This is a genomic window from Mycobacterium gallinarum (genome assembly GCF_010726765.1).
Lineage (GTDB): Bacteria > Actinomycetota > Actinomycetes > Mycobacteriales > Mycobacteriaceae > Mycobacterium > Mycobacterium gallinarum.
On sequence record NZ_AP022601.1, the window covers coordinates 5509201 to 5527957 of the forward strand.

Below are 18757 nucleotides of genomic sequence, written 5' to 3' on the forward strand. Positions count from 1 at the left end.
TGACACGCGACGCGACGACCACTTTCCATAGGAGCTTGGCCTTATGTCCACTTTCTGGCGGTACGTCAAGATTCAGGCCTTCGTGTTGCTGTGCGGCATCGTCGGCCCGATCTTCCTGGCGATATATTTCGCTTCCGGGGCACAGCCGATCATGAAGTGGATGTTCTGGGCGGGCCTGGCGATCACCGTGCTCGACGTCCTGATCGCCCTGGGTATCACCAGCATGGGCGCTAACAAGGCCGCCAAGACGCAGGCGCTGGAACAGGCCGGTGTGCTGGCGCTGGCGCAGGTCGTCGGGATTCACGAGACCGGGACGCGGATCAACGAGCAGCCCCTGGTGAAGATCGACCTGCAGATCTCTGGACCCGGTATCGCGCCGTTCGCCAGCCAGGATCGGGTGATCGCGTCGATTTCGCGACTGCCGATGATCACCAGCCGCAAACTCGTCGCACTCGTGGACCCCGTCACGAACGAGTACCAAATCGATTGGGAGAGAAGCAGTTTGGTCAGCGGCATGATGCCTGCGACTTTCACCATCGCCGAGGACAACAGGACCTACGATCTGTCCGGACAGGTCGGGCCGCTGATGGAGATCCTGCAGATTCTCAAGGCCAACAACATCGGCCTGAACAACATGATCGATCTGCGCGCGAATCCGGCTGCCCGCCAACAGGTGCAGGCGGTGGTGCGGCGGGCTGCCGCAACACAAGCCCCCGCAGCTCCTGCGCAGGCGGCCGCGCCCCCTGCAGCGGCCCAGTTCGCCTCCGCGCCACCCGAACCCTCGACCGCGCAGCGGCTGCAAGAGTTGGAAACCCTGCGCGCGACCGGTGCGATCTCAGACGACGAATACGCCGCCAAGCGTCAGCAGATCTTGGCCGACTTGTAGTCAACCGTCAGGAGCGGATCGCGATGACCGATATCGAGACGGCCACAACGCAGAGAGATCCGAAGGTCAGCCTCCCGACGCTGACCGCGATGGTGGTCGGCTCGATGATCGGGGCTGGGGTCTTCCTGCTGCCACGTCGGTTCGGCACCGAGACCGGAGTGCTCGGGGCCCTCATCGCGTGGACGATCGCCGGCTTCGGAATGCTGATGCTGGCGTTCGTTTTTCAACGCCTCGCGATGCGCAAGCCGGACCTCGACGCAGGCATCTTCGCCTATGCCAAGGCAGGTTTCGGCGACTACGTCGGGTTCAACTCGGCAATTGGCTACTGGGCATCGGCCTGCGCGGGCAACACGTCGTACTGGGTGCTGATCACGGCGACGTTGAGCGCGCTGGTACCCGCGTTCGGCGCGGGGGACACGGTGCTCGCGGTGGTGGTGTCCGCGATCTGCGTGTGGTTGTTCGCGGCCCTGGTGATGCGCGGAGTCAAGGATGCGGCCGTCATCAACTACATCGTGACCATCGCCAAAGTGGTGCCGATCCTGATGTTCATCGTGATCGTCGGTATCGCATTTCAGGCTGATGTGTTCGCCGACAACTTCTGGGGCGGCGAGGAGGGATATTCGTTCTCGACGATCTGGGACCAAGCCACCGGCACCATGCTGATCACCGTGTTCGTGTTCCTGGGTATCGAGGGCGCAAGCGTCTATTCGCGGATGGCGCGCAAACGTGAGGACGTGGGTCGCGCCACGGTCGTCGGGTTCCTCGGTGTGCTGAGCGTTTTCGCCTTGGTCACGCTGGTCTCGTACGGCGTGATGCCCCAGGAAGAGCTCGCCGGCGTCACTCAGCCTTCCATGGCGGCGGTGCTGGAATCGGTTGTCGGACACTGGGGATCGATCTTCATCCGTGTCGGCGTGATCATCTCGGTGCTGGGTGCGTATCTGGCGTGGACGTTGATGGCCGCGGAAGTCCTCTACATTCCGGCCAAGTCCGAGGACATGCCGAAATTCCTGGCGCGCACCAACAGTCACGGTGCACCCGTCACCGCGCTGATCATGGCCGCCGGGTTGATCTCGCTGCTTCTGGTGGCGCTGCTGTTCGCCGCCGACGCACTCGATTTCATGCTGGATCTGACTGCCGCGCTATCTCTGATTCCCTATCTCCTCGCGGCGGCCTACGCACTGAAACTCACGGCGACCCGCGAGACGTACGGGGACGGCAAATCGTTGGTTCCGGACATGGTGGTCGCCGGCCTGGCGACGGTCTACACCCTGTTCCTGATCTACGCGGCGGGCGTGGACAAGCTCCTGCTGTCTTGCATCCTGTACGCACCAGCGGCGGCGCTGTACTTCAAAGCGCGACGCGAGCGAGGTCTTCGCGTCTTCCAGCCTGCCGAGGCGGTGCTGTTCGGGGTGATTCTCCTCGGCGCCGTCGCAGCTGTGGTGTCCTTGGCAACTGGAGCGATCGAAATCTAGCGGGCAGGCGTTTGAGAGGAACTGAAGTGACGAATCCTTCTGCGAACTACGGCGTTCACTCCGAGGTCGGCAAGCTGCGCAAGGTGCTGGTGTGCTCGCCTGGTCTGGCCCACGAGCGCCTCACGCCGACCAACTGCGACGACCTGCTGTTCGACGACGTGCTGTGGGTGCAGAACGCTCGTCGCGACCACTTCGACTTCATCGACAAAATGCGCGACCGCGATGTCGAGGTGGTCGAACTGCACGACCTCCTCGCCGAGACGATGGAAATCCCCGAGGCCAAAGACTGGCTGCTGGACCGCAAGATCGTGCCGAACGAAGTTGGCCTGGGACTCGTCGACGACACGCGTGGCTTCCTGGATTCGTTGAAACCGCAGCGACTGACGGAGTTGCTGATCGGCGGCATGTCGACCCGCGACCTGCCGTCTGAGATCCAATCCGGGTACCGCTCCCTGGCCCGTGAGGCGGCCGGCGTGACCGAGTACCTGATGCCGCCACTGCCGAACACGCTCTACACGCGCGACACGACCTGTTGGATCTATCAAGGCCTGACGCTCAATCCGTTGTTCTGGCCCGCGCGACATGACGAAACATTGTTGATGAAGGCCATTTACGAGTTCCATCCCGACTTCGTCGGCTCCACGGTGTGGTGGGGCGATCCGGAGGAGTCGTGGGGGATGTCGACGATCGAGGGTGGCGACGTCCTGGTGCCCGGCAACGGTGTCGTCATCATCGGGATGAGCGAGCGCACCTCACGTCAGGCGATCACGCAGGTGGCTGCCAAGCTGTTCGCCGAGAAGGCGGCCACCAAGGTGATCGTCGCCGGAATGCCGAAGCTACGGGCGGCCATGCACCTGGACACGGTGTTCACGTTCGCCGACCGCGATGTCGTGACCTTGTATCCCGACATCGTCGACTCGATACAGACATTCATCCTGCATCCCAGCGACGCCGACCCGGGCGTCGAGGTGGAGGAGGCGCACAAGCCATTCGTCGAAGTGGTCGCCGACGCGCTCGGACTCGGCGCCCTGCGGGTCGTGGAAACCGGTGGCACGAAGTACGACTCGGAACGCCAGCAGTGGGACAGCGGCAACAACCTGGTCGCCGTCGAGCCCGGGGTGGTGTTCGCCTACGACCGCAATACCCACACCAACACCCTGCTGCGCAGGGCGGGTATCGAGGTGATCACCATCGTCGGCGCCGAGCTGGGCCGCGGACGCGGCGGCGGGCACTGTATGACCTGTCCGATCATCCGCGACGGCCTCGACTGACCGGTTACTAGAACACGTTCCAGTTCGGCTGTTAGCCTGGTCCGCAGCTTCACGAAAGGAGCAGCGGTGACGGCGACTGACGGGCCCCTGGAAGGGCGAGTGGCATTCGTAACGGGGGCCGCGCGCGGCCAGGGTCGGGCGCACGCGATCCGGTTGGCCGGCGAGGGCGCCGACATCATCGCCATCGACGTCTGCGGACCGATCTCCGACACCATCACCTACCCGCTGGGTAGCTCGGAGGAACTCGCCGAGACCGTACGGGCGGTGGAGGCCACCGGCCGCAAGGTGCTGTCCCGTGAGGTCGACATCCGAGATCTGGCTGCACTGCAGCAGGTGGTCGCCGACGGGATCGAGCAGTTCGGTCGGCTGGACATCCTGGTGGCCAACGCGGGCGTGCTGAGCTGGGGGCGTCTCTTCGAGATGTCCGAGGAGCAGTGGAACGCCGTCATCGACGTGAACCTGAGCGGCACGTGGAAGACGATCCGTGCCGCCGTTCCGGCAATGATCGAGGCGGGCAACGGCGGCTCGATCATCATCGTGAGCTCGTCGGCGGGACTGAAGGCCACCCCGGGCAACGGCCACTACGCGGCGTCCAAGCACGGTCTGACGTCCTTGACCAACTCACTGGCATTGGAGGTGGGCGAGTACGGGATTCGGGTCAACTCGATCCATCCGTACTCCATCGACACGCCGATGGTGGAGAAGGAAGCGATGATGGAGCTCTTCGGAAAGTTCCCGAGCTTCATCCACAGCTTCAAGCCCTTCCCGTACCGCGCTGTGAGTCAGGAAGGCGCATCGAGTCTGCAGGACTTCATGACCGCTGAAGAGGTTTCCGACGTGGTGGCGTGGTTGGCCGGCGACGGGTCGATGACGATCTCGGGCAGCCAGATCAACGTCGACCGCGGCACGATGAAGTACTAGCTACCAGCCGTCTGGTGTGCACGCAGATCGCGAAAACGCCCCAGTTGGGCCGGATTTGCGATCTGACTGCACACTAGCCCGGCAATACCAGGACCGGTACCGGGCTGTGCCGCAGGATCTTTGACCCCCGGGAGCCGAGAAACACCCGCGCGATTCCGCCCGACGGTTTCGTGCCGATGGCGAGTAGATCGCCGTCTTGCCAGTCAACGGCATCGATCGCCTGATCCCAGCCGTTGCCGGTGGCGACCTGCAGCTCGACGTCGTCGCCGACCACGCCCTTGGAGTGCAACTCGGCCAACGTCTCTCGGGCCTGAGCTGCCCACGCCTCGAGCAACGAGTCCTCGGCGTGCAACCCGACCTCGGGCGGATACATGGTGCGACCCCTGACGGCGAAGGTGATGACCCGCATCGGGACACCCAGTCGTTGTGCAAGCGCCGCAACGCGTTCGACCACGAAGACACACTCCGGTGTGCCCGGATAGGCGCACGTGATGCGGGTCAATCCGCCGGCCTTCGTGCCGCGGTAGCCGCGCGGGCTGATGGACAGCGGCACCGATGACGAGTGCAGCAGCCGATCCGCCGTCGAACCGATGACGACCTGCCCGAGCTTTCCATCGGCCGCCGAACCCAGCACCAGCGCTTCGGATTCGAGCTCGTCGACGGCTTCGAGTAGGCCACCGGAAGCCGACCGATGCGCGACCTTGTGGAAGTCCACCTTGATTCCTTTGCCGATCGACGCCAGGCACTCCTGCGCCTCTTTCGCCGAGTCCGCGGCCAACTGGTCGGCGTACTGGGCGTATTCGGCATCGATGCGGGCTATCGAGGGCGTCATCCACGGCCGTGGCACCACGGTCACCACGGTCAGCGATGTCTGCAGCGTTCTCGCGGCTTCTGCCGCAAGGTAGAGCGGCGACCGGCCGCTCTTACCGGCCAGGTAGCCGACTGCGACGCTCATTGAGGATCCTTCGGCGGAAGTAACACCTCGTCCTCCTGCGCCGCGGCGGCGGGGATGAGACCGTCACCGCCGTCGTTCAGCGCGCTGTGGCGGCGACTCCACAGGAAGTAGAAGGACAGAACCACCGCCACCCAGATGCCGAACCACAGCCAGGTGTTCGGGGGCAGCCCCCACAGCACCCACAGGCAGGCGGCGATGGACAGGATAGGTGTCACGGGATAGCCCGGAACCTTGAAGCCACGAGGCAGATCCGGTTCGCGGCGCCGCAGGATGATCACGCCGACCGCGACCGTGATGAACGCGACGAGAGTGCCGATCGACACCAGGTCCCACAGGTAGTCGAGTGGCACGAAGCCGGCAAGAATCCCCGTGACGGCGGCCACGATGATCGTGTTGTTCACGGGTGTCATGCTGCGCGGGTTGACCTTGGCGAACAGCGACGGGAGCAGTCCGTCGCGACCCATCGCGAACAGGATGCGGGTCTGGCCGTACATCACCACGAGCGTGACCGAGAAGATCGAGATCACCGCGCCGACAGCGAGAACGGTGCTGGCCCATGTCGAACCGCTCAGAACGTTCTCGAGGATCACCGATAGCCCCGCCTCGGCCTGTTCTTCAGAGCCGAACGCCTCGGCTGACTGCGTGCCCAACCCGGCGAACGCCACCAGGATGTAGATGGTGGTGACCGCGATCAGTGCGGCGATGATCGCGCGCGGCATGGTCCGCTGTGGATTCTTGACCTCGTCACCCGCGGTGGAGACGGCGTCGAGTCCGATGAACGTAAAGAAGATGGTGGCCGCTCCGGCGGTGATTCCGGCGAATCCGGCATTCCAGAATCCGGCGAAATGGTCGGTGGTGAACGCGGTGAACGCGATCGCGACGAACAGCGCCAGCACACCCAACTTGATGATCACCATGATGGTGTTGACCGTGGCGGACTCGCTGGCGCCACGGATCAGCAGCAGCGCACACATCGTGATGAGCAACATCGCGGGCAGGTTGACGATGCCCGGGGTCTCACCCCACGGCGCTGCGGTGAGCGCATGCGGTATCTGAACCCCGAACAGGTTGTCCAGGAGTTTGTTCAGATAGCCACTCCAGCCAATCGCGGTAGCGGACATGGAGACGCCGTACTCGAGCAGCAGACACGCGGCCACTCCCATTGCCACCACTTCGCCCATGGTCGTGTAGGCGTATGAATACGTTGATCCGGAAACTGGTACTGCGGAGGCCATTTCGGCGTAACAGATTGCCGACAGGCCTGCGGCGATACCTGCGATCACAAATGAGACGAGCACCGCCGGACCGGCCTTCGGCACGGCCTGCTGCAGCACGATGAAGATACCGGTGCCGACGGTCGCGCCGACGCCGAACATCGTCAGCTGGAACGTGCCGATACTTCGTTTGAGATGGTCGGAGGCGCCGTGTGCGACCGGGGCGCCGATCACCGGCCGGCGTCGCAACATCTGGGCGGAGAGGCTTGGCGAAGGGGCGGTCATTGTGCCTCCTATGAGCTATAACGCAGTATCGGACAAGTGTGAACCCGAATCGGCCAAAACTTGGGCGAATTGGTCAATCGCCCAGTCGATCTCCGTAGCAGTGATCACCAGCGGTGGCGCAAAGCGCAATGTCGTACCGTGCGTGTCCTTAACCAGGACACCACGTTCGGCGAGCTTCAGGGTGATCTGCTTTCCCATGCCGAGCGCCGGATCGATGTCCACGCCGGCCCACAGCCCCATTCCCCGAACCGCGACCACCCCGGACCCGATGAGCGCGCGCAGCCGCGCATGCAGACGATCTCCGAGTTCTGCTGAGCGCGATTGGAATTCACCGCGTTGCAGCATTGCCACAACCGTCGTCCCGATGGCCGCCGCAAGTGGATTGCCGCCGAACGTGGAGCCGTGCTCGCCGGGATGCAGCACCCCGAGCACATCGCGGTCGGCGACCACGGCGGACAACGGCACCACACCGCCGCCGAGGGCTTTGCCGAGCAGATAGATGTCGGGCACCACCCCGAAGTGGTCGCATGCGAAGGTGCGACCGGTGCGCGCCAGCCCCGACTGAATCTCGTCGGCGATCATGAGCACGTTGCGTTCGGTGCACAGTGCGCGGACCCGGGGCAGGAAGTCGCGGGGCGGAACGACGATCCCGGCCTCACCTTGGATCGGCTCGAGCAGCACGGCAACGGTGTTCTCGTCGATCGCGGCCGCCAGCGCGTCGGCGTCGCCGAAGGCCACCGAGCGGAATCCGGGGGTGTACGGTCCGAATCCGCGTCGGGCGGTCTCGTCGTCGGAGAAGCTGATGATCGTGGTGGTGCGGCCATGGAAGTTGTTGTGCGCCACTACGATATTGCTCTGACCCGCGGGTACGCCTTTGACGTCAGTGCCCCACTTTCGGGCGACCTTGATACCGCTCTCCACCGCTTCCGCGCCGCTGTTCATCGGCAGGACCATGTCCTTGCCGCAGAGTTCGGCGAGCGCCTGGCAGAAGGGGCCGAGCCGGTCGGAGTGGAACGCGCGGCTCACCAGTGTCAGGCTGTCCAGCTGTGCGTGGGCCACGGCGGTGATCTCCGGATTGCGGTGACCGAAGTTGACGGCGGAGTAGGCCGCCAGACAATCGAGATAGCGACGACCCTCGACATCGGTCACCCACACGCCGTCGGCACTGGTGGCGACGACCGGCAGCGGCGAGTAGTTGTGCGCAACGTAGCGGCTGTCCACTGCGATCGCCGCTTCGGTGCTGCTCATGGTGTCGACAACGGTCACGGATGTACCTCCAACGTGCAGCATTTGACGGATCCGCCGCCCTTGAGCAGCTCTGACAGATCGATTCCGATGGGCCGGAAGCCGGCGGTGCGCAGTTGTTCGGCGAATCCGGTCGCCGCGGCGGGCAACACCACGTTGAGACCGTCGGACACCGCGTTGAGGCCAAGGACGTAGGCATCGGCGCTGCCCACCTCGATGGCGTCGGGGAACAGTTCGAGCAGATTCGTCCTGGACGGGTCGCTGAACGCGGGTGGGTAGTACGCGATCGTGGTGGCGTCGAGCACGGCTAGCGCGGTGTCGAGGTGATAGAAGCGCGGATCGACGAGTTCGAGGCTGACGACAGGCATCTGCACGATCGCGGCGATTTCGTCGTGTGCTTGCCGCTGGGTGCGGAAGCCGTGACCCGCCAACATGATCGAACCGACGACGAGCAGGTCGCCTTGGCCTTCGTTCGTGTGCCGGGTGTCGACGGGGCGATAGCCGTGGCGGGTCATCCATTCGGCGTACGCGGCGGACTCGTCGGCGCGTTGCGGATAGGCGAATCGAGCGGTGACCGCCTTGCCGTTCACCATCACTCCGCCGTTGGCGGCGTAGACCATGTCGGGAAGCCCGACGATGGGTTCGATCAACTCGACGGTGTGGCCGAGCTCCTTGTATGTCTGCCGCAGGGTTTCCCACTGGCTGTACGCGAGATGGGTATCCACATCCACCGACGTGTCCATCCACGGGTTGATCGCGTACTCGACGGTGAAGAACGTCGGCGCCGTCATGGCGTAGCGCCGTATCGAGGGCGCACGCTCGGGGGTTCTGTCGGCGCCAGGGCGCTTCCGCGGGGTAGTGGCGACTTCGGATACCGGAGCCGCGACGGCGGCGACATCTGCGATCGTCATAAATCAACGATATGGCCCAGCATTTTTGCAATCAATCATCGTCTATTGCGTATTGGCCCATGATTCATTGTTCTACAGCTAGAATATCGGTGATTTGTTGCGTGGAGGTGGTGATGGACCGTCTGGACCAGACAGACGAGCGCATTTTGGCCGAGCTCGCCAATGATGCGCGTGCCACGTACGCCGAGATCGGCGAACGGGTGAGCCTGTCGGCTCCTGCCGTGAAACGCAGGGTCGACCGACTGCTCGACAACGGCGTCATCCGGGGCTTCACCACGGTGGTGGACCGCAGCGCGCTTGGTTGGAACACCGAGGCGTACGTGCAGGTGTTCCGCCACGGCACGATTACGCCAGAACGGTTGCGCGCGGCCTGGATTGACATCCCGGAGGTGATCGGCGCGGCCACCGTCACCGGGACGGCCGACGCGATCCTGCACGTGCTCGCACGCGACATGCGGCATCTCGAGGAAGCGCTGGAGCGTATTCGCGCGGCCGCCGACGTCGAACGCAGCGAAAGCATCGTCGTGCTGACCAACATCATCGACAGGGACCGCAGCTGACGGGGTGGCGGACATATCGCGGGAGCCATCGTGCAAAATCTGCGCATGTCCACCACTGGGGGAGTAGTCATTGTCGGCGGCGGCCTGGCCGCTGCCCGCACGGCTGAACAGCTCCGACGCTCCGAGTACGCCGGACCGGTCACCATCGTCAGCGACGAGGATCATCTGCCGTACGACCGGCCGCCGCTGTCGAAGGAGGTGCTGCGCGCCGAGACCGACGACGTCACGCTCAAGCCCGCCGAGTTCTACGAAGAAAACGACATCACCGTGTTGCTCGGCAACGGAGCCCGGTCGATCGACACCGGGGCCAAGACGCTCACGCTCGCAGACGGCACCGAGATGCCTTACGACGAACTGATCATCGCCACCGGGCTGGTGCCCAAGCGCATCCCGTCGTTCCCGGATCTCAAAGGTATCCACGTCCTCCGCAACTTCGACGAAAGCCTTGCGTTGCGCGCCGAGGCGGGTTCGGCGACACGAGCCGTCGTGGTCGGTGCGGGTTTCATCGGTTGCGAGGTCGCGGCGAGCCTGCGCGGCATGGGCGTCGACGTCGTCCTGGTGGAGCCGCAGCCTTCGCCGCTGGCGTCGGTACTCGGCGGACGGATCGGTGAGTTGGTCGCCCGGCTGCACCGCGCCGAGGGCGTCGACGTGCGATGCGGCGTCGGGGTCTCGGAGGTCAGCGGATCCGAGCGGGTCGAGAGGGTGGTCCTGGGCGACGGCACCGAACTCGAGGCCGATCTCGTCGTGGTCGGTATCGGTTCGCATCCGGCCACCGAGTGGCTCGACGGCAGCGGCCTGGAGATCGACAACGGGATCGTCTGCGACGATCGCGGCCGGTCGAGCGCACCGCATGTGTGGGCGATCGGCGACGTCGCGTCCTGGCGCCACACCCTTGGGCACCAAGTGCGCGTGGAACATTGGAGCAACGTCGCCGACCAGGCGCGAGTGCTGGTGCCCGCGATGCTGGGTCAGGACGCACCGTCCACGGTGTCGGTGCCGTACTTCTGGAGCGACCAGTACGACGTCAAGATCCAGTGCCTGGGTGAGCCCGAGGCCGACGACGTGGTGCACGTCGTCGAGGACGACGGCCGCAAGTTCCTGGCCTATTACGAGCGCGACGGCGTTGTCGCCGGCGTGGTCGGCGGCGGCATGCCGGGAAAGGTCATGAAGGCCCGCTCCAAGATCGCGGCCGGCGCACCCATCGCCGACGTCCTCGGTTAATCAGCGAATCCGGCGCGCTAATCGACCGTGAGGGTGCGTTAGCGCGCCGAATCCACCAGTCAGAACTGGCCAAGATAGAACCGGGTGCCCTGGTCGTCGGTGCACTGTGCCGATTGGCCGTACGCCTGCGTCGACGGCTCCTCGATCACGGTGCCCCCGGCTTCGCGTACCCTCGCCACCGCCGCGCGGACATCGGCGACGGTCCACATCGGCACCGTGACCGACCGCGCGCTGCCGCCGGCGACGCCGGCCATCGGGTGGGTGTGCTGAATCTGCCAGCCGTCGTCGATGCGACCCGGCTCGAACGACCAGAACAGCAGTCCGCTGTAAAACGCCCGGAATGCGCCCGAGTCCGGCACCTCGTAGGTGATATACGAAAGCTCGCCTGGCCCAGAGCCATTCAGTTCCGGTCGCGCGATACCCGGTGCAGGCTCGAACACCGCGAAGGCCGCGCCTGACGGGTCGGTGGCGTCCAGCACCGAGCCGAAGTCGAAGTCCAGCACGTCACCGGCTGTCCCGCCGGCGGCCACGATCGCTTGTCGTGCTGCTGCGAGGTCGTCTACGGCATAGCTGCACAGCATGCCTTGTCGGCTGTCGACGCTGTCGATGCCGATGCGCTGCTTGGTGTTGGTGACCTGACCAGTGGAGCGGTCGAATTCCCAGCCGAGGACGTGACCGTAGAAGGCCGCCGCCCGTTCGGCGTCCAGCGCCCACACCGAGACGTAACCGACGTCACCGTGCTGGATGGTCACCGCCGCGCCGGTCGTCGGGCCGTTGAGCGACCAGCAATGCCCGAACGGGTCGATGATCGCAGCGTTGCGTGAACCGTGAGCCTCGCGGGTTTCCTGACGCACGGTGGCACCGCGGTCGCGGGCCCGCTCCACCGCAATGTCGGTATCGGCGACCGCGATGACAAGCATGACTGAAACAGCCTGCGGAGCAGGGGCTTTCATGCCGATCTCCGGGTACTCGTCGGCGAGATAGAACATACCGCCGCCAAGTGCCAGCTCGGCATGACCGATGCGGCCGTCGTCCATCACGATCGGTTCGCCGACCACGGTGGCACCCAGCACGTCGACGTACCAGTCGATGGCTTCGCGCGCGTTGGCCACTGAGAGATATGGCAGTGCCGCCGATCGGGGCACGGCGGAGGACGCGGTGGGTTCGGCCAGTTCGGCGATCGCGGTGTCGGTGCCGCTCATGTCAACTCCTCGGGTTCGATTGGGCAGGTTCAGCGCGCTTTCCAGGCGTGCGCGCAGCCGCGCCGCGAACGCCGGATCTGGTTGGGCGACAAGCTCATCGCCGTGCAGCACGGTCAGCGGATCGTGGCTGTTGTTGACGCCGTCGTTCACGACTTCCCTCCTTCCGGCTCCGGATAGTGGGCTCTGAAGGCTCGTCGCGCCCGCACCAGCAACGCCTCCGTGGCGTGCACGGTCCGTCCGATCAACTCCGCACACTCGGGCACGGAACAGTCATCCATGTAGCGCAACGCCAGCACGGTGCGATGGTGCTCGGGCAGCTTGGCCATGACGGCCTCCGCGACGATGCGGTCGAGCTCGGCATCCCAGTCGTCGCCCGGGTCGACAGTCTCGGGCAGTTCGGCGACCGGGATGTTGAACCGGTCGTGGCGACGGCGGTAGTGATCCGCCAGCTTGTGGCGCGCCACTCCGAGCAACCACGGCAACGTCAACGGCGGGGGCACATCCCTGCGTGCGGCATCCATCGCCGCCAGGAACGTGTCCGACGTCAGGTCTTCGGCCGTTCCGCGGTCACTGCAGCGCCGGACGAAATACCCATACACGATCGGCATCGCTTCGTCGTACATCGCCAGTAGCTGCCGCGGAGCGTCGTTGCCATCCGGTTCGGCGCTCACACCCTTATCGTCGCCGCGGAGGTGCGAACTCCGACGCCCGAATCGAAAATTCTTTCAGCGGCGGGGATCGTCCAGCGCCTTCAGTCCGGCGCTGACGGTGTCGAACGCGTCGCCGAGCGCCTGCGCAAGCGAGACCGACTCGTCGTCCAACCAGTGTTGATACGCCGACAGCGCCGCGCCGAGCATGGTCCAGGCCACTGTCTGCGGCACGACGTCAGCTTCCTTCATGCCCAGCCGACGCGCGACGAACGCGACGACGACTGCGCGCCAGCCCGCGTACATCGTCATCGAGTACGCCTGAAGCTCGGCGGTCTGCAGGATGACCCGCATGCGCTGCCGGTGCCGTGCGGTCTCGGCGTCGTCAAATGTGTTGAACGCCAACAGCGCCGTCCGTAGCGCGGCATCGATCCCCACGTCGGGGTCGAGATCTGACAGCAGGTCCCGCATCCGTGCCAGATGTGCCTCGAAGTCGCCCCAGGGCAGCGCGTTCTTGGACGGGTAGTAGCGAAACAGCGTGCGCCGCGCGATGCCGGCAGCCTCGGCGACGTCGTCGACGCTGACCTCGTCGAACCCGCGGGCGGCGAACAGATCGATCGCCACATTGCTGATGTGTTCCCAGCTCGTCGACCGCCGGCGGCCGACGCGGTGCTGGGATTCCGGTTGCACGTCAGATCCTTTTCCGGGGTCGGCTTTCATTCTGGCACTCGATGCCATATTATTGCGATCTCGATCACAGTTTGTCGAGATCCTGTCAAGGAAAGGTGCGGATAGTGGAGCCGAATCAGACAGCGGAAACCTCGGGCGATGAGCTCGTCACCGAGATCTTGGTCGAAGAAGTGTCGATCGACGGGATGTGCGGGGTCTACTGACCGTGGCCTCGCCAGCAGCCGAGTCCGGGACCGACATCGCGTTCGATCCCGACCTCGGTTGGCGGCTCCACCCACAGGTGGCCGTACGGCCCGAGCCGTTCGGTGCGCTGCTGTATCACTTCGGTACGCGCAAGCTGTCGTTCCTGAAGAACCGGACGATCGTCGAGGTGGTCAACTCATTGGCTGATCACCCCGACGTCCGGTCCGCCTGCCGCGCCGCTGGAGTCGACGATGCGCAGCAGGCCCCCTACCTTCACGCCCTTGGCGTACTCGCTCAATCGAAGATGTTGGTGCCGCTATGACAACTGTTGAATCGGCGCCCGCGCCGGAAATGCAATCGGCGCCCGCGCCGAAAGTCGAATCGCCTGCCGTCCAGCCCGTTCCGCGGCTCATCGAGCAGTTCGAGCACGGACTGGATGCGCCTATCTGTCTGACGTGGGAACTCACCTACGCCTGCAATCTGGCCTGCGTGCACTGCCTGTCGTCCTCCGGCAAGCGCGACCCGCGCGAGTTGACCACTCAGCAGTGCAAGGACATCATCGACGAACTCGAACGCATGCAGGTGTTCTACGTGAACATCGGTGGTGGGGAACCGACTGTGCGGTCGGACTTTTGGGAGCTCGTCGACTACGCCACCGAACACCACGTCGGGGTGAAGTTCTCCACCAACGGCGTGCGCATCACCCCCGATGTGGCAGCGCGGCTGGCGGCCAGTGACTACGTCGACGTGCAGATCTCGCTGGACGGTGCGACGGCCGAGGTCAACGACGCCGTCCGGGGAGCAGGCTCGTTCGCGATGGCCATCCGGGCGCTGGAGAACCTCGCGGCTGCGGGCTTCAAGGACGCGAAGATCTCCGTCGTCGTGACCCGCGAGAATGTCGACCAGCTCGACGATTTCGCCGCCCTGGCAGCGCGTTACGGTGCCACGCTGCGGATCACCCGGCTGCGGCCATCCGGCCGCGGGGCCGACGTGTGGGATGAACTGCACCCCACCGCGGAGCAGCAGGTGCAGCTCTACGACTGGTTGGTGGCCAAGGGTGACGGTGTGCTCACCGGTGACTCGTTCTTCCACCTGTCGGGTCTGGGCGAGCCGGGCGCGCTGGCGGGTCTGAACCTGTGCGGAGCGGGCCGGGTGGTGTGCCTCATCGACCCGGTCGGCGACGTGTATGCGTGCCCGTTCGCTATCCACGACCGCTTTCTTGCCGGAAACATCTTGACTGATAACGGATTTGACAACGTGTGGAAGAACGCTCCGCTGTTCCGCGAGCTACGTGAACCGCAGTCGGCAGGAGCGTGTGGCAGCTGCGGGCACTACGACAGCTGCCGCGGCGGATGCATGGCCGCGAAGTTCTTCACCGGATTGCCGATGGACGGTCCCGACCCCGAGTGTGTGCAGGGCTACGGTGCGCCGGCGTTGGCTGCCGACCGCGTCAAGCCCAAGTCCAGTGTTGACCACTCGCGCTGGGGGCACCGCCCGCGCGCAGCGCAGGGGGATGGCCCGGTCATGCTCAAGCTGCTCACCAAACCGCCTCGCTCTGATGTCGCCGCCAAGGCGGCTCCTAAGCGACTCTGTAACGAAAGCCCGGTGTAACTCATGGCCGCCATCTGGTTCGAGACTGTCGCGGCCGCCCAGGAGCGGGCGAAGCGACGGCTACCCAAGCCGGTGTACTCGGCGCTGCTCGCGGCCAGCGAGCGCGGCGTCACCGTCGCCGACAACGTCGACGCATTCGCCGAGCTGGGCTTCGCGCCGCACGTCATCGGCGCTACCGAGAAGCGCGACCTTGCGACAACCGTTATGGGCCAGGATATTTCGATGCCAGTCGTGATATCACCGACGGGCGTGCAGGCCGTCCACCCGGATGGTGAGACCGCCGTCGCGCGGGCCGCCGCGGCGCGAGGGACCGCGATGGGTCTGTCGTCGTTTGCGAGCAAGCCGATCGAAGAGGTGATCGTCGCCAATCCCAAGCTGTTCTTCCAGGTGTACTGGCTCGGGGGCCGGGACGCGATCGCGGCGCGGGTCGAGCGCGCGCGCGAGGCGGGCGCCGTCGGTCTCATCGTCACCACCGACTGGAGCTTCTCGCACGGCCGGGACTGGGGGAGCCCCACGATCCCCGAGGAGATGAACCTGCGCACCACGGTGCGGATGCTGCCGACGGGGCTGAGCAGGCCGGGCTGGATGTGGCAATGGGGTAAGACCTTCCGGCCGCCGAACTTGCGGGTGCCCAATCAGGCCGCGCGCGGCGAGGCGGGTCCGCCGTTCTTCGCGGCCTACGGCGAGTGGATGGGTACCCCGCCGCCGACCTGGGAAGACATCGCCTGGCTGCGTGAGCTGTGGGGCGGCCCGTTCATGCTCAAGGGCGTCATGCGAGTTGACGATGCCAAACGTGCTGTGGACGCAGGTGTTTCGGCCATCTCGGTGTCCAATCACGGCGGTAACAACCTCGACGGCACGCCGGCGTCGATTCGGGCTTTGCCTGCGATCGCCGACGCCGTCGGAGACGACGTCGAGGTGCTGCTCGATGGCGGCATCCGACGTGGCAGCGACGTGGTGAAGGCCGTCGCTCTCGGTGCGCGCGCGGTCATGATCGGGCGGGCGTATCTCTGGGGCCTGGCCGCCAACGGGCAGGCGGGCGTCGAGAACGTGCTCGACGTTCTGCGGGGCGGCATCGACTCGGCGTTGATGGGACTCGGCCATGCGTCGGTGCACGACCTCCGCCCCGACGACGTGCTGGTGCCCGACGGGTTCGCTCGGGCGCTCGGGGTACCGGGCAGCCCGACCGCCTGAGCAGGCTGTCGCCTTCACACAGAGTTCCTGGTACAGGCGTGGCTCAGGGGGCTGACGTGAATGCCCCGTTGTCGCACGCGCAAATTTCTGGAAATCAATTGCTGCGCATGCGCCAACAATTGGCGCACACCAGGTGAATTCGGCCTACCATCGGCCTGTGCCCTATGGAAGCGAGCTCGCGAACGCAACGTCGCGGCAGCTGCAGGGCACGTCACCGGCATTGATCATTCCTGTCGGCTCCACCGAACAGCACGGGCCCCACCTGCCGCTCGACACCGACACGCGCATTGCGACCGCCGTGGCGCGTGCCCTGGCCGACCAGCTCGTGCCGGCGAATGAATCGAAATGGATGGTCGCTCCGGCGATCGAATACGGCGCCAGCGGTGAGCATGAGGAGTTCAGCGGCACCGTGTCGATCGGCACGTCCGCCCTGCGTCTGTTACTGGTGGAGTTCGGCCGGTCCGCATCGCGCTGGGCGTCGCGCCTCGTCTTCGTCAACGGGCACGGGGGCAATGTGGAAGCGCTGGCCACCGCCGCGGCATTGCTGCGGTACGAGGGCCGCGACGTGGGCTGGTGTTCCTGTAGTGCGGAGAACGCCGACGCGCATGCCGGTCATACCGAAACCTCTGTATTGCTACATATTTCGCCTGCCGATGTATGGATCGACGAGCGGGTTCCCGGCAACAGCGCCCCGCTGGGACAGTTGATGCCCGCAATGCGTCAAGGAGGGATGGCCGCGGTCAGTGACGTGGGTATCCTCGGCGACCCCACCACCGCTACCGCAGAGGAAGGCGCGCGCATCTTCGCCGAGATGGTCGACGGATGTCTGCGGCGTGTGACTCGATGGACGCCTGACCGGAACGGAATGCTGACATGACCGGACCACGGCTGCCCGACGGGTTCGCCGTCCAGGTGGATCGCCGGGTGAAGGTCCTCGGCGAGGGGTCCGCGTTGCTCGGCGGATCGCCTACCCGGTTGCTGCGATTGGCGCCCGCGGCGCAGACGATGCTCACCGGCGGACGGCTCGAGGTGCACGACGCGGTCAGCGCACAGCTCGCGCGCACGCTGCTCGACGCGACAGTGGCGCATCCGCGGCCCGCGACCGGACCGTCGCATCGCGATGTCACAGTCGTTATTCCCGTGCGGGACAACATCTCTGGCCTTCGTCGCCTGGTCGCGGCTCTTCGTGGCATGCGAATCATCGTCGTCGACGACGGGTCGGCCACCCCGGTTCAGCAGGCCGACTTCGCCCAGATGTACAGCGATGTGCAGATCCTGCGACACGATCGCAGCAAGGGTCCCGCGGCCGCCCGCAACACCGGCATGGCGGCGTGCCACACCGACTACATCGCGTTCCTCGACTCCGACGTGGTGCCGCGGCGCGGGTGGCTCGAGGCGCTGCTCGGGCATTTCTGCGACCCCGCGGTGGCACTCGTCGCACCGCGGATCATCGGCCTGCGCGAGCCGGAAAACCTGGTGGCCCGCTACGAAGCCGTGAGGTCCTCTCTTGACCTCGGTATGCGCGAAGCACCCGTCGTACCCTTCGGGACCGTCTCCTACGTGCCGAGCGCCGCGATCATCTGCCGAAGCACCGTGCTCAAGAATTTGGGCGGGTTCGACGAGACACTCAGGTCCGGCGAAGACGTCGACCTGTGCTGGAGGTTGATCGAGGCAGGAGCTCGGCTGCGCTACGAACCTGTCGCTCTGGTCGGCCACGACCATCGCACCCAACTGCGAGAGTGGCTCTCGCGCAAGTCTTTCTACGGAGAATCCGCCGCACCGCTGTCGGTCCGGCACCCCGGGAAGACGGCACCGCTCGTCATCTCGGGGTGGACGCTGGTCGCGTGGATGCTGATGGCGATGGGCTCGGGTATCGGCTACCTCGCGTCGATGGTGGTCGCCACGATCACCGGGCGCCGTATCGCAAGGTCGCTGTCCACCGTGGAGACCGAACCCAAGGAAGTGGCCGTAGTGGCAGCCCACGGGTTGTGGTCCGCGGCGTTACAGCTGGCGTCGGCCATCTGCCGCCACTACTGGCCCGTCGCGTTCGTCGCGGCACTGCTTTCGCGACGATGCCGTCAAGTGGTGTTGGTGGCGGCCATCGTCGATGGAGTGGTGGACTGGATCACCCGCAACGGCAACAGTGAGGACGAGACGAAACCCGTCGGTCTGCTCACCTACATCCTGCTCAAGCGGCTCGACGACATGGCGTACGGTGCGGGACTGTGGACCGGCGTCGTGCGTGAGCGTCATGTCGGCGCACTCAAGCCACAGATTCGGACCTGAAGC

The 18757-nt window shown here is 65.4% G+C and carries 19 protein-coding genes; 12 read left to right on the forward strand and 7 right to left on the reverse strand.

The features are described 5' to 3' along the window. Window positions 1-43 precede the first annotated feature (43 nt). The 4 genes from G6N42_RS27210 to G6N42_RS27225 all read left to right on the forward strand — a co-directional run bounded on the left by G6N42_RS27210 (window position 44) and on the right by G6N42_RS27225 (window position 4550). A complete protein-coding gene (locus tag G6N42_RS27210) occupies window positions 44-886 on the forward strand; it encodes an SHOCT domain-containing protein (protein WP_163735372.1) in 843 nt (280 codons plus the stop codon). Between the two features lie 23 nt (window positions 887-909). Then, window positions 910-2358: a basic amino acid/polyamine antiporter gene (locus tag G6N42_RS27215; RefSeq protein ID WP_163735375.1), complete on the forward strand. Its 1449-nt coding sequence runs from the start codon at window positions 910-912 to the stop codon at window positions 2356-2358. 26 nt (window positions 2359-2384) lie between these two features. Further along, window positions 2385-3629, forward strand: coding sequence for an arginine deiminase (arcA, locus tag G6N42_RS27220; protein WP_163735378.1), 1245 nt, complete (start codon window positions 2385-2387; stop codon window positions 3627-3629). 66 nt (window positions 3630-3695) lie between these two features. Further along, window positions 3696-4550 (forward strand): mycofactocin-coupled SDR family oxidoreductase, encoded by an 855-nt coding sequence (locus G6N42_RS27225; RefSeq protein WP_163735381.1) that lies wholly within the window; start codon window positions 3696-3698, stop codon window positions 4548-4550. A 73-nt stretch (window positions 4551-4623) separates the two neighbouring features. Here G6N42_RS27225 and G6N42_RS27230 read toward each other — a convergent pair whose 3' ends face one another. Genes G6N42_RS27230 through ddaH form a run of 4 tightly spaced genes read right to left on the reverse strand, consistent with a single transcriptional unit; the run spans window position 4624 to window position 9160 of the window. Then, window positions 4624-5505: a universal stress protein gene (locus G6N42_RS27230; protein WP_163735384.1), complete on the reverse strand. Its 882-nt coding sequence runs from the start codon at window positions 5503-5505 to the stop codon at window positions 4624-4626. Continuing rightward, a complete protein-coding gene (locus G6N42_RS27235; protein ID WP_163735387.1) occupies window positions 5502-7004 on the reverse strand; it encodes an amino acid permease in 1503 nt (500 codons plus the stop codon). The genes G6N42_RS27230 and G6N42_RS27235 overlap by 4 nt, the downstream gene beginning before the upstream one ends. 15 nt (window positions 7005-7019) lie before the next feature. Next, window positions 7020-8294, reverse strand: a complete 1275-nt coding sequence (gene rocD / locus G6N42_RS27240) for an ornithine--oxo-acid transaminase (protein WP_434059603.1) — start codon at window positions 8292-8294, stop codon at window positions 7020-7022. Beyond that, the gene (gene ddaH / locus G6N42_RS27245) at window positions 8267-9160 is read right to left on the reverse strand and encodes a dimethylargininase (protein WP_163735392.1); all 894 of its coding nucleotides are present in this window, start codon (window positions 9158-9160) and stop codon (window positions 8267-8269) included. The genes rocD and ddaH overlap by 28 nt, the downstream gene beginning before the upstream one ends. Before the next feature lie 113 nt (window positions 9161-9273). On the opposite strand from ddaH, the gene G6N42_RS27250 reads away from it, so the two are divergent. After that, window positions 9274-9720 carry an Rv2324 family transcriptional regulator gene (locus G6N42_RS27250; RefSeq protein WP_163735395.1) on the forward strand — a complete coding sequence of 149 codons (447 nt, stop codon included), beginning with the start codon at window positions 9274-9276 and terminating at the stop codon, window positions 9718-9720. Window positions 9721-9765: 45 nt separating this feature from the next. Further along, entirely contained in the window at window positions 9766-10941 is a 1176-nt protein-coding gene (locus tag G6N42_RS27255) for an FAD-dependent oxidoreductase (protein ID WP_163735398.1), read from the forward strand. Window positions 10942-11000: 59 nt separating this feature from the next. On the opposite strand, the gene G6N42_RS27260 is transcribed toward G6N42_RS27255, so the two are convergent. From G6N42_RS27260 to mftR, 3 genes are read right to left on the reverse strand one after another with little or no spacing between them, the layout of a single operon-like run. Further along, window positions 11001-12293: a VOC family protein gene (locus G6N42_RS27260; RefSeq protein ID WP_163735401.1), complete on the reverse strand. Its 1293-nt coding sequence runs from the start codon at window positions 12291-12293 to the stop codon at window positions 11001-11003. Next, window positions 12290-12814, reverse strand: coding sequence for an RNA polymerase sigma factor (locus G6N42_RS27265; protein ID WP_163735405.1), 525 nt, complete (start codon window positions 12812-12814; stop codon window positions 12290-12292). Before G6N42_RS27265 ends, G6N42_RS27260 begins: the two co-directional genes overlap by 4 nt. Window positions 12815-12868: 54 nt before the next feature. Continuing rightward, window positions 12869-13510, reverse strand: a complete 642-nt coding sequence (gene mftR, locus G6N42_RS27270) for a mycofactocin system transcriptional regulator MftR (RefSeq protein WP_163735408.1) — start codon at window positions 13508-13510, stop codon at window positions 12869-12871. Window positions 13511-13584: 74 nt separating this feature from the next. On the opposite strand from mftR, the gene mftA reads away from it, so the two are divergent. The 6 genes from mftA to mftF all read left to right on the forward strand — a co-directional run bounded on the left by mftA (window position 13585) and on the right by mftF (window position 18754). Beyond that, the gene (gene mftA, locus G6N42_RS27275; protein WP_163735411.1) at window positions 13585-13683 is read left to right on the forward strand and encodes a mycofactocin precursor MftA; all 99 of its coding nucleotides are present in this window, start codon (window positions 13585-13587) and stop codon (window positions 13681-13683) included. Beyond that, window positions 13668-13985 carry a mycofactocin biosynthesis chaperone MftB gene (gene mftB, locus G6N42_RS27280; RefSeq protein ID WP_174262178.1) on the forward strand — a complete coding sequence of 106 codons (318 nt, stop codon included), beginning with the start codon at window positions 13668-13670 and terminating at the stop codon, window positions 13983-13985. Before mftA ends, mftB begins: the two co-directional genes overlap by 16 nt. A 29-nt stretch (window positions 13986-14014) precedes the next feature. Beyond that, window positions 14015-15274: a mycofactocin radical SAM maturase gene (gene mftC / locus G6N42_RS27285; protein WP_163738403.1), complete on the forward strand. Its 1260-nt coding sequence runs from the start codon at window positions 14015-14017 to the stop codon at window positions 15272-15274. A gap of 3 nt (window positions 15275-15277) precedes the next feature. Continuing rightward, complete coding sequence (gene mftD, locus G6N42_RS27290; RefSeq protein ID WP_163735417.1) at window positions 15278-16468, forward strand: pre-mycofactocin synthase MftD; 1191 nt, start codon at window positions 15278-15280, stop codon at window positions 16466-16468. Between the two features lie 133 nt (window positions 16469-16601). After that, window positions 16602-17345: a mycofactocin biosynthesis peptidyl-dipeptidase MftE gene (gene mftE / locus G6N42_RS27295; protein ID WP_163735420.1), complete on the forward strand. Its 744-nt coding sequence runs from the start codon at window positions 16602-16604 to the stop codon at window positions 17343-17345. Then, window positions 17342-18754, forward strand: a complete 1413-nt coding sequence (gene mftF, locus G6N42_RS27300; protein WP_163735423.1) for a mycofactocin biosynthesis glycosyltransferase MftF — start codon at window positions 17342-17344, stop codon at window positions 18752-18754. The genes mftE and mftF overlap by 4 nt, the downstream gene beginning before the upstream one ends. The last annotated feature ends 3 nt before the right edge of the window (window positions 18755-18757 follow it).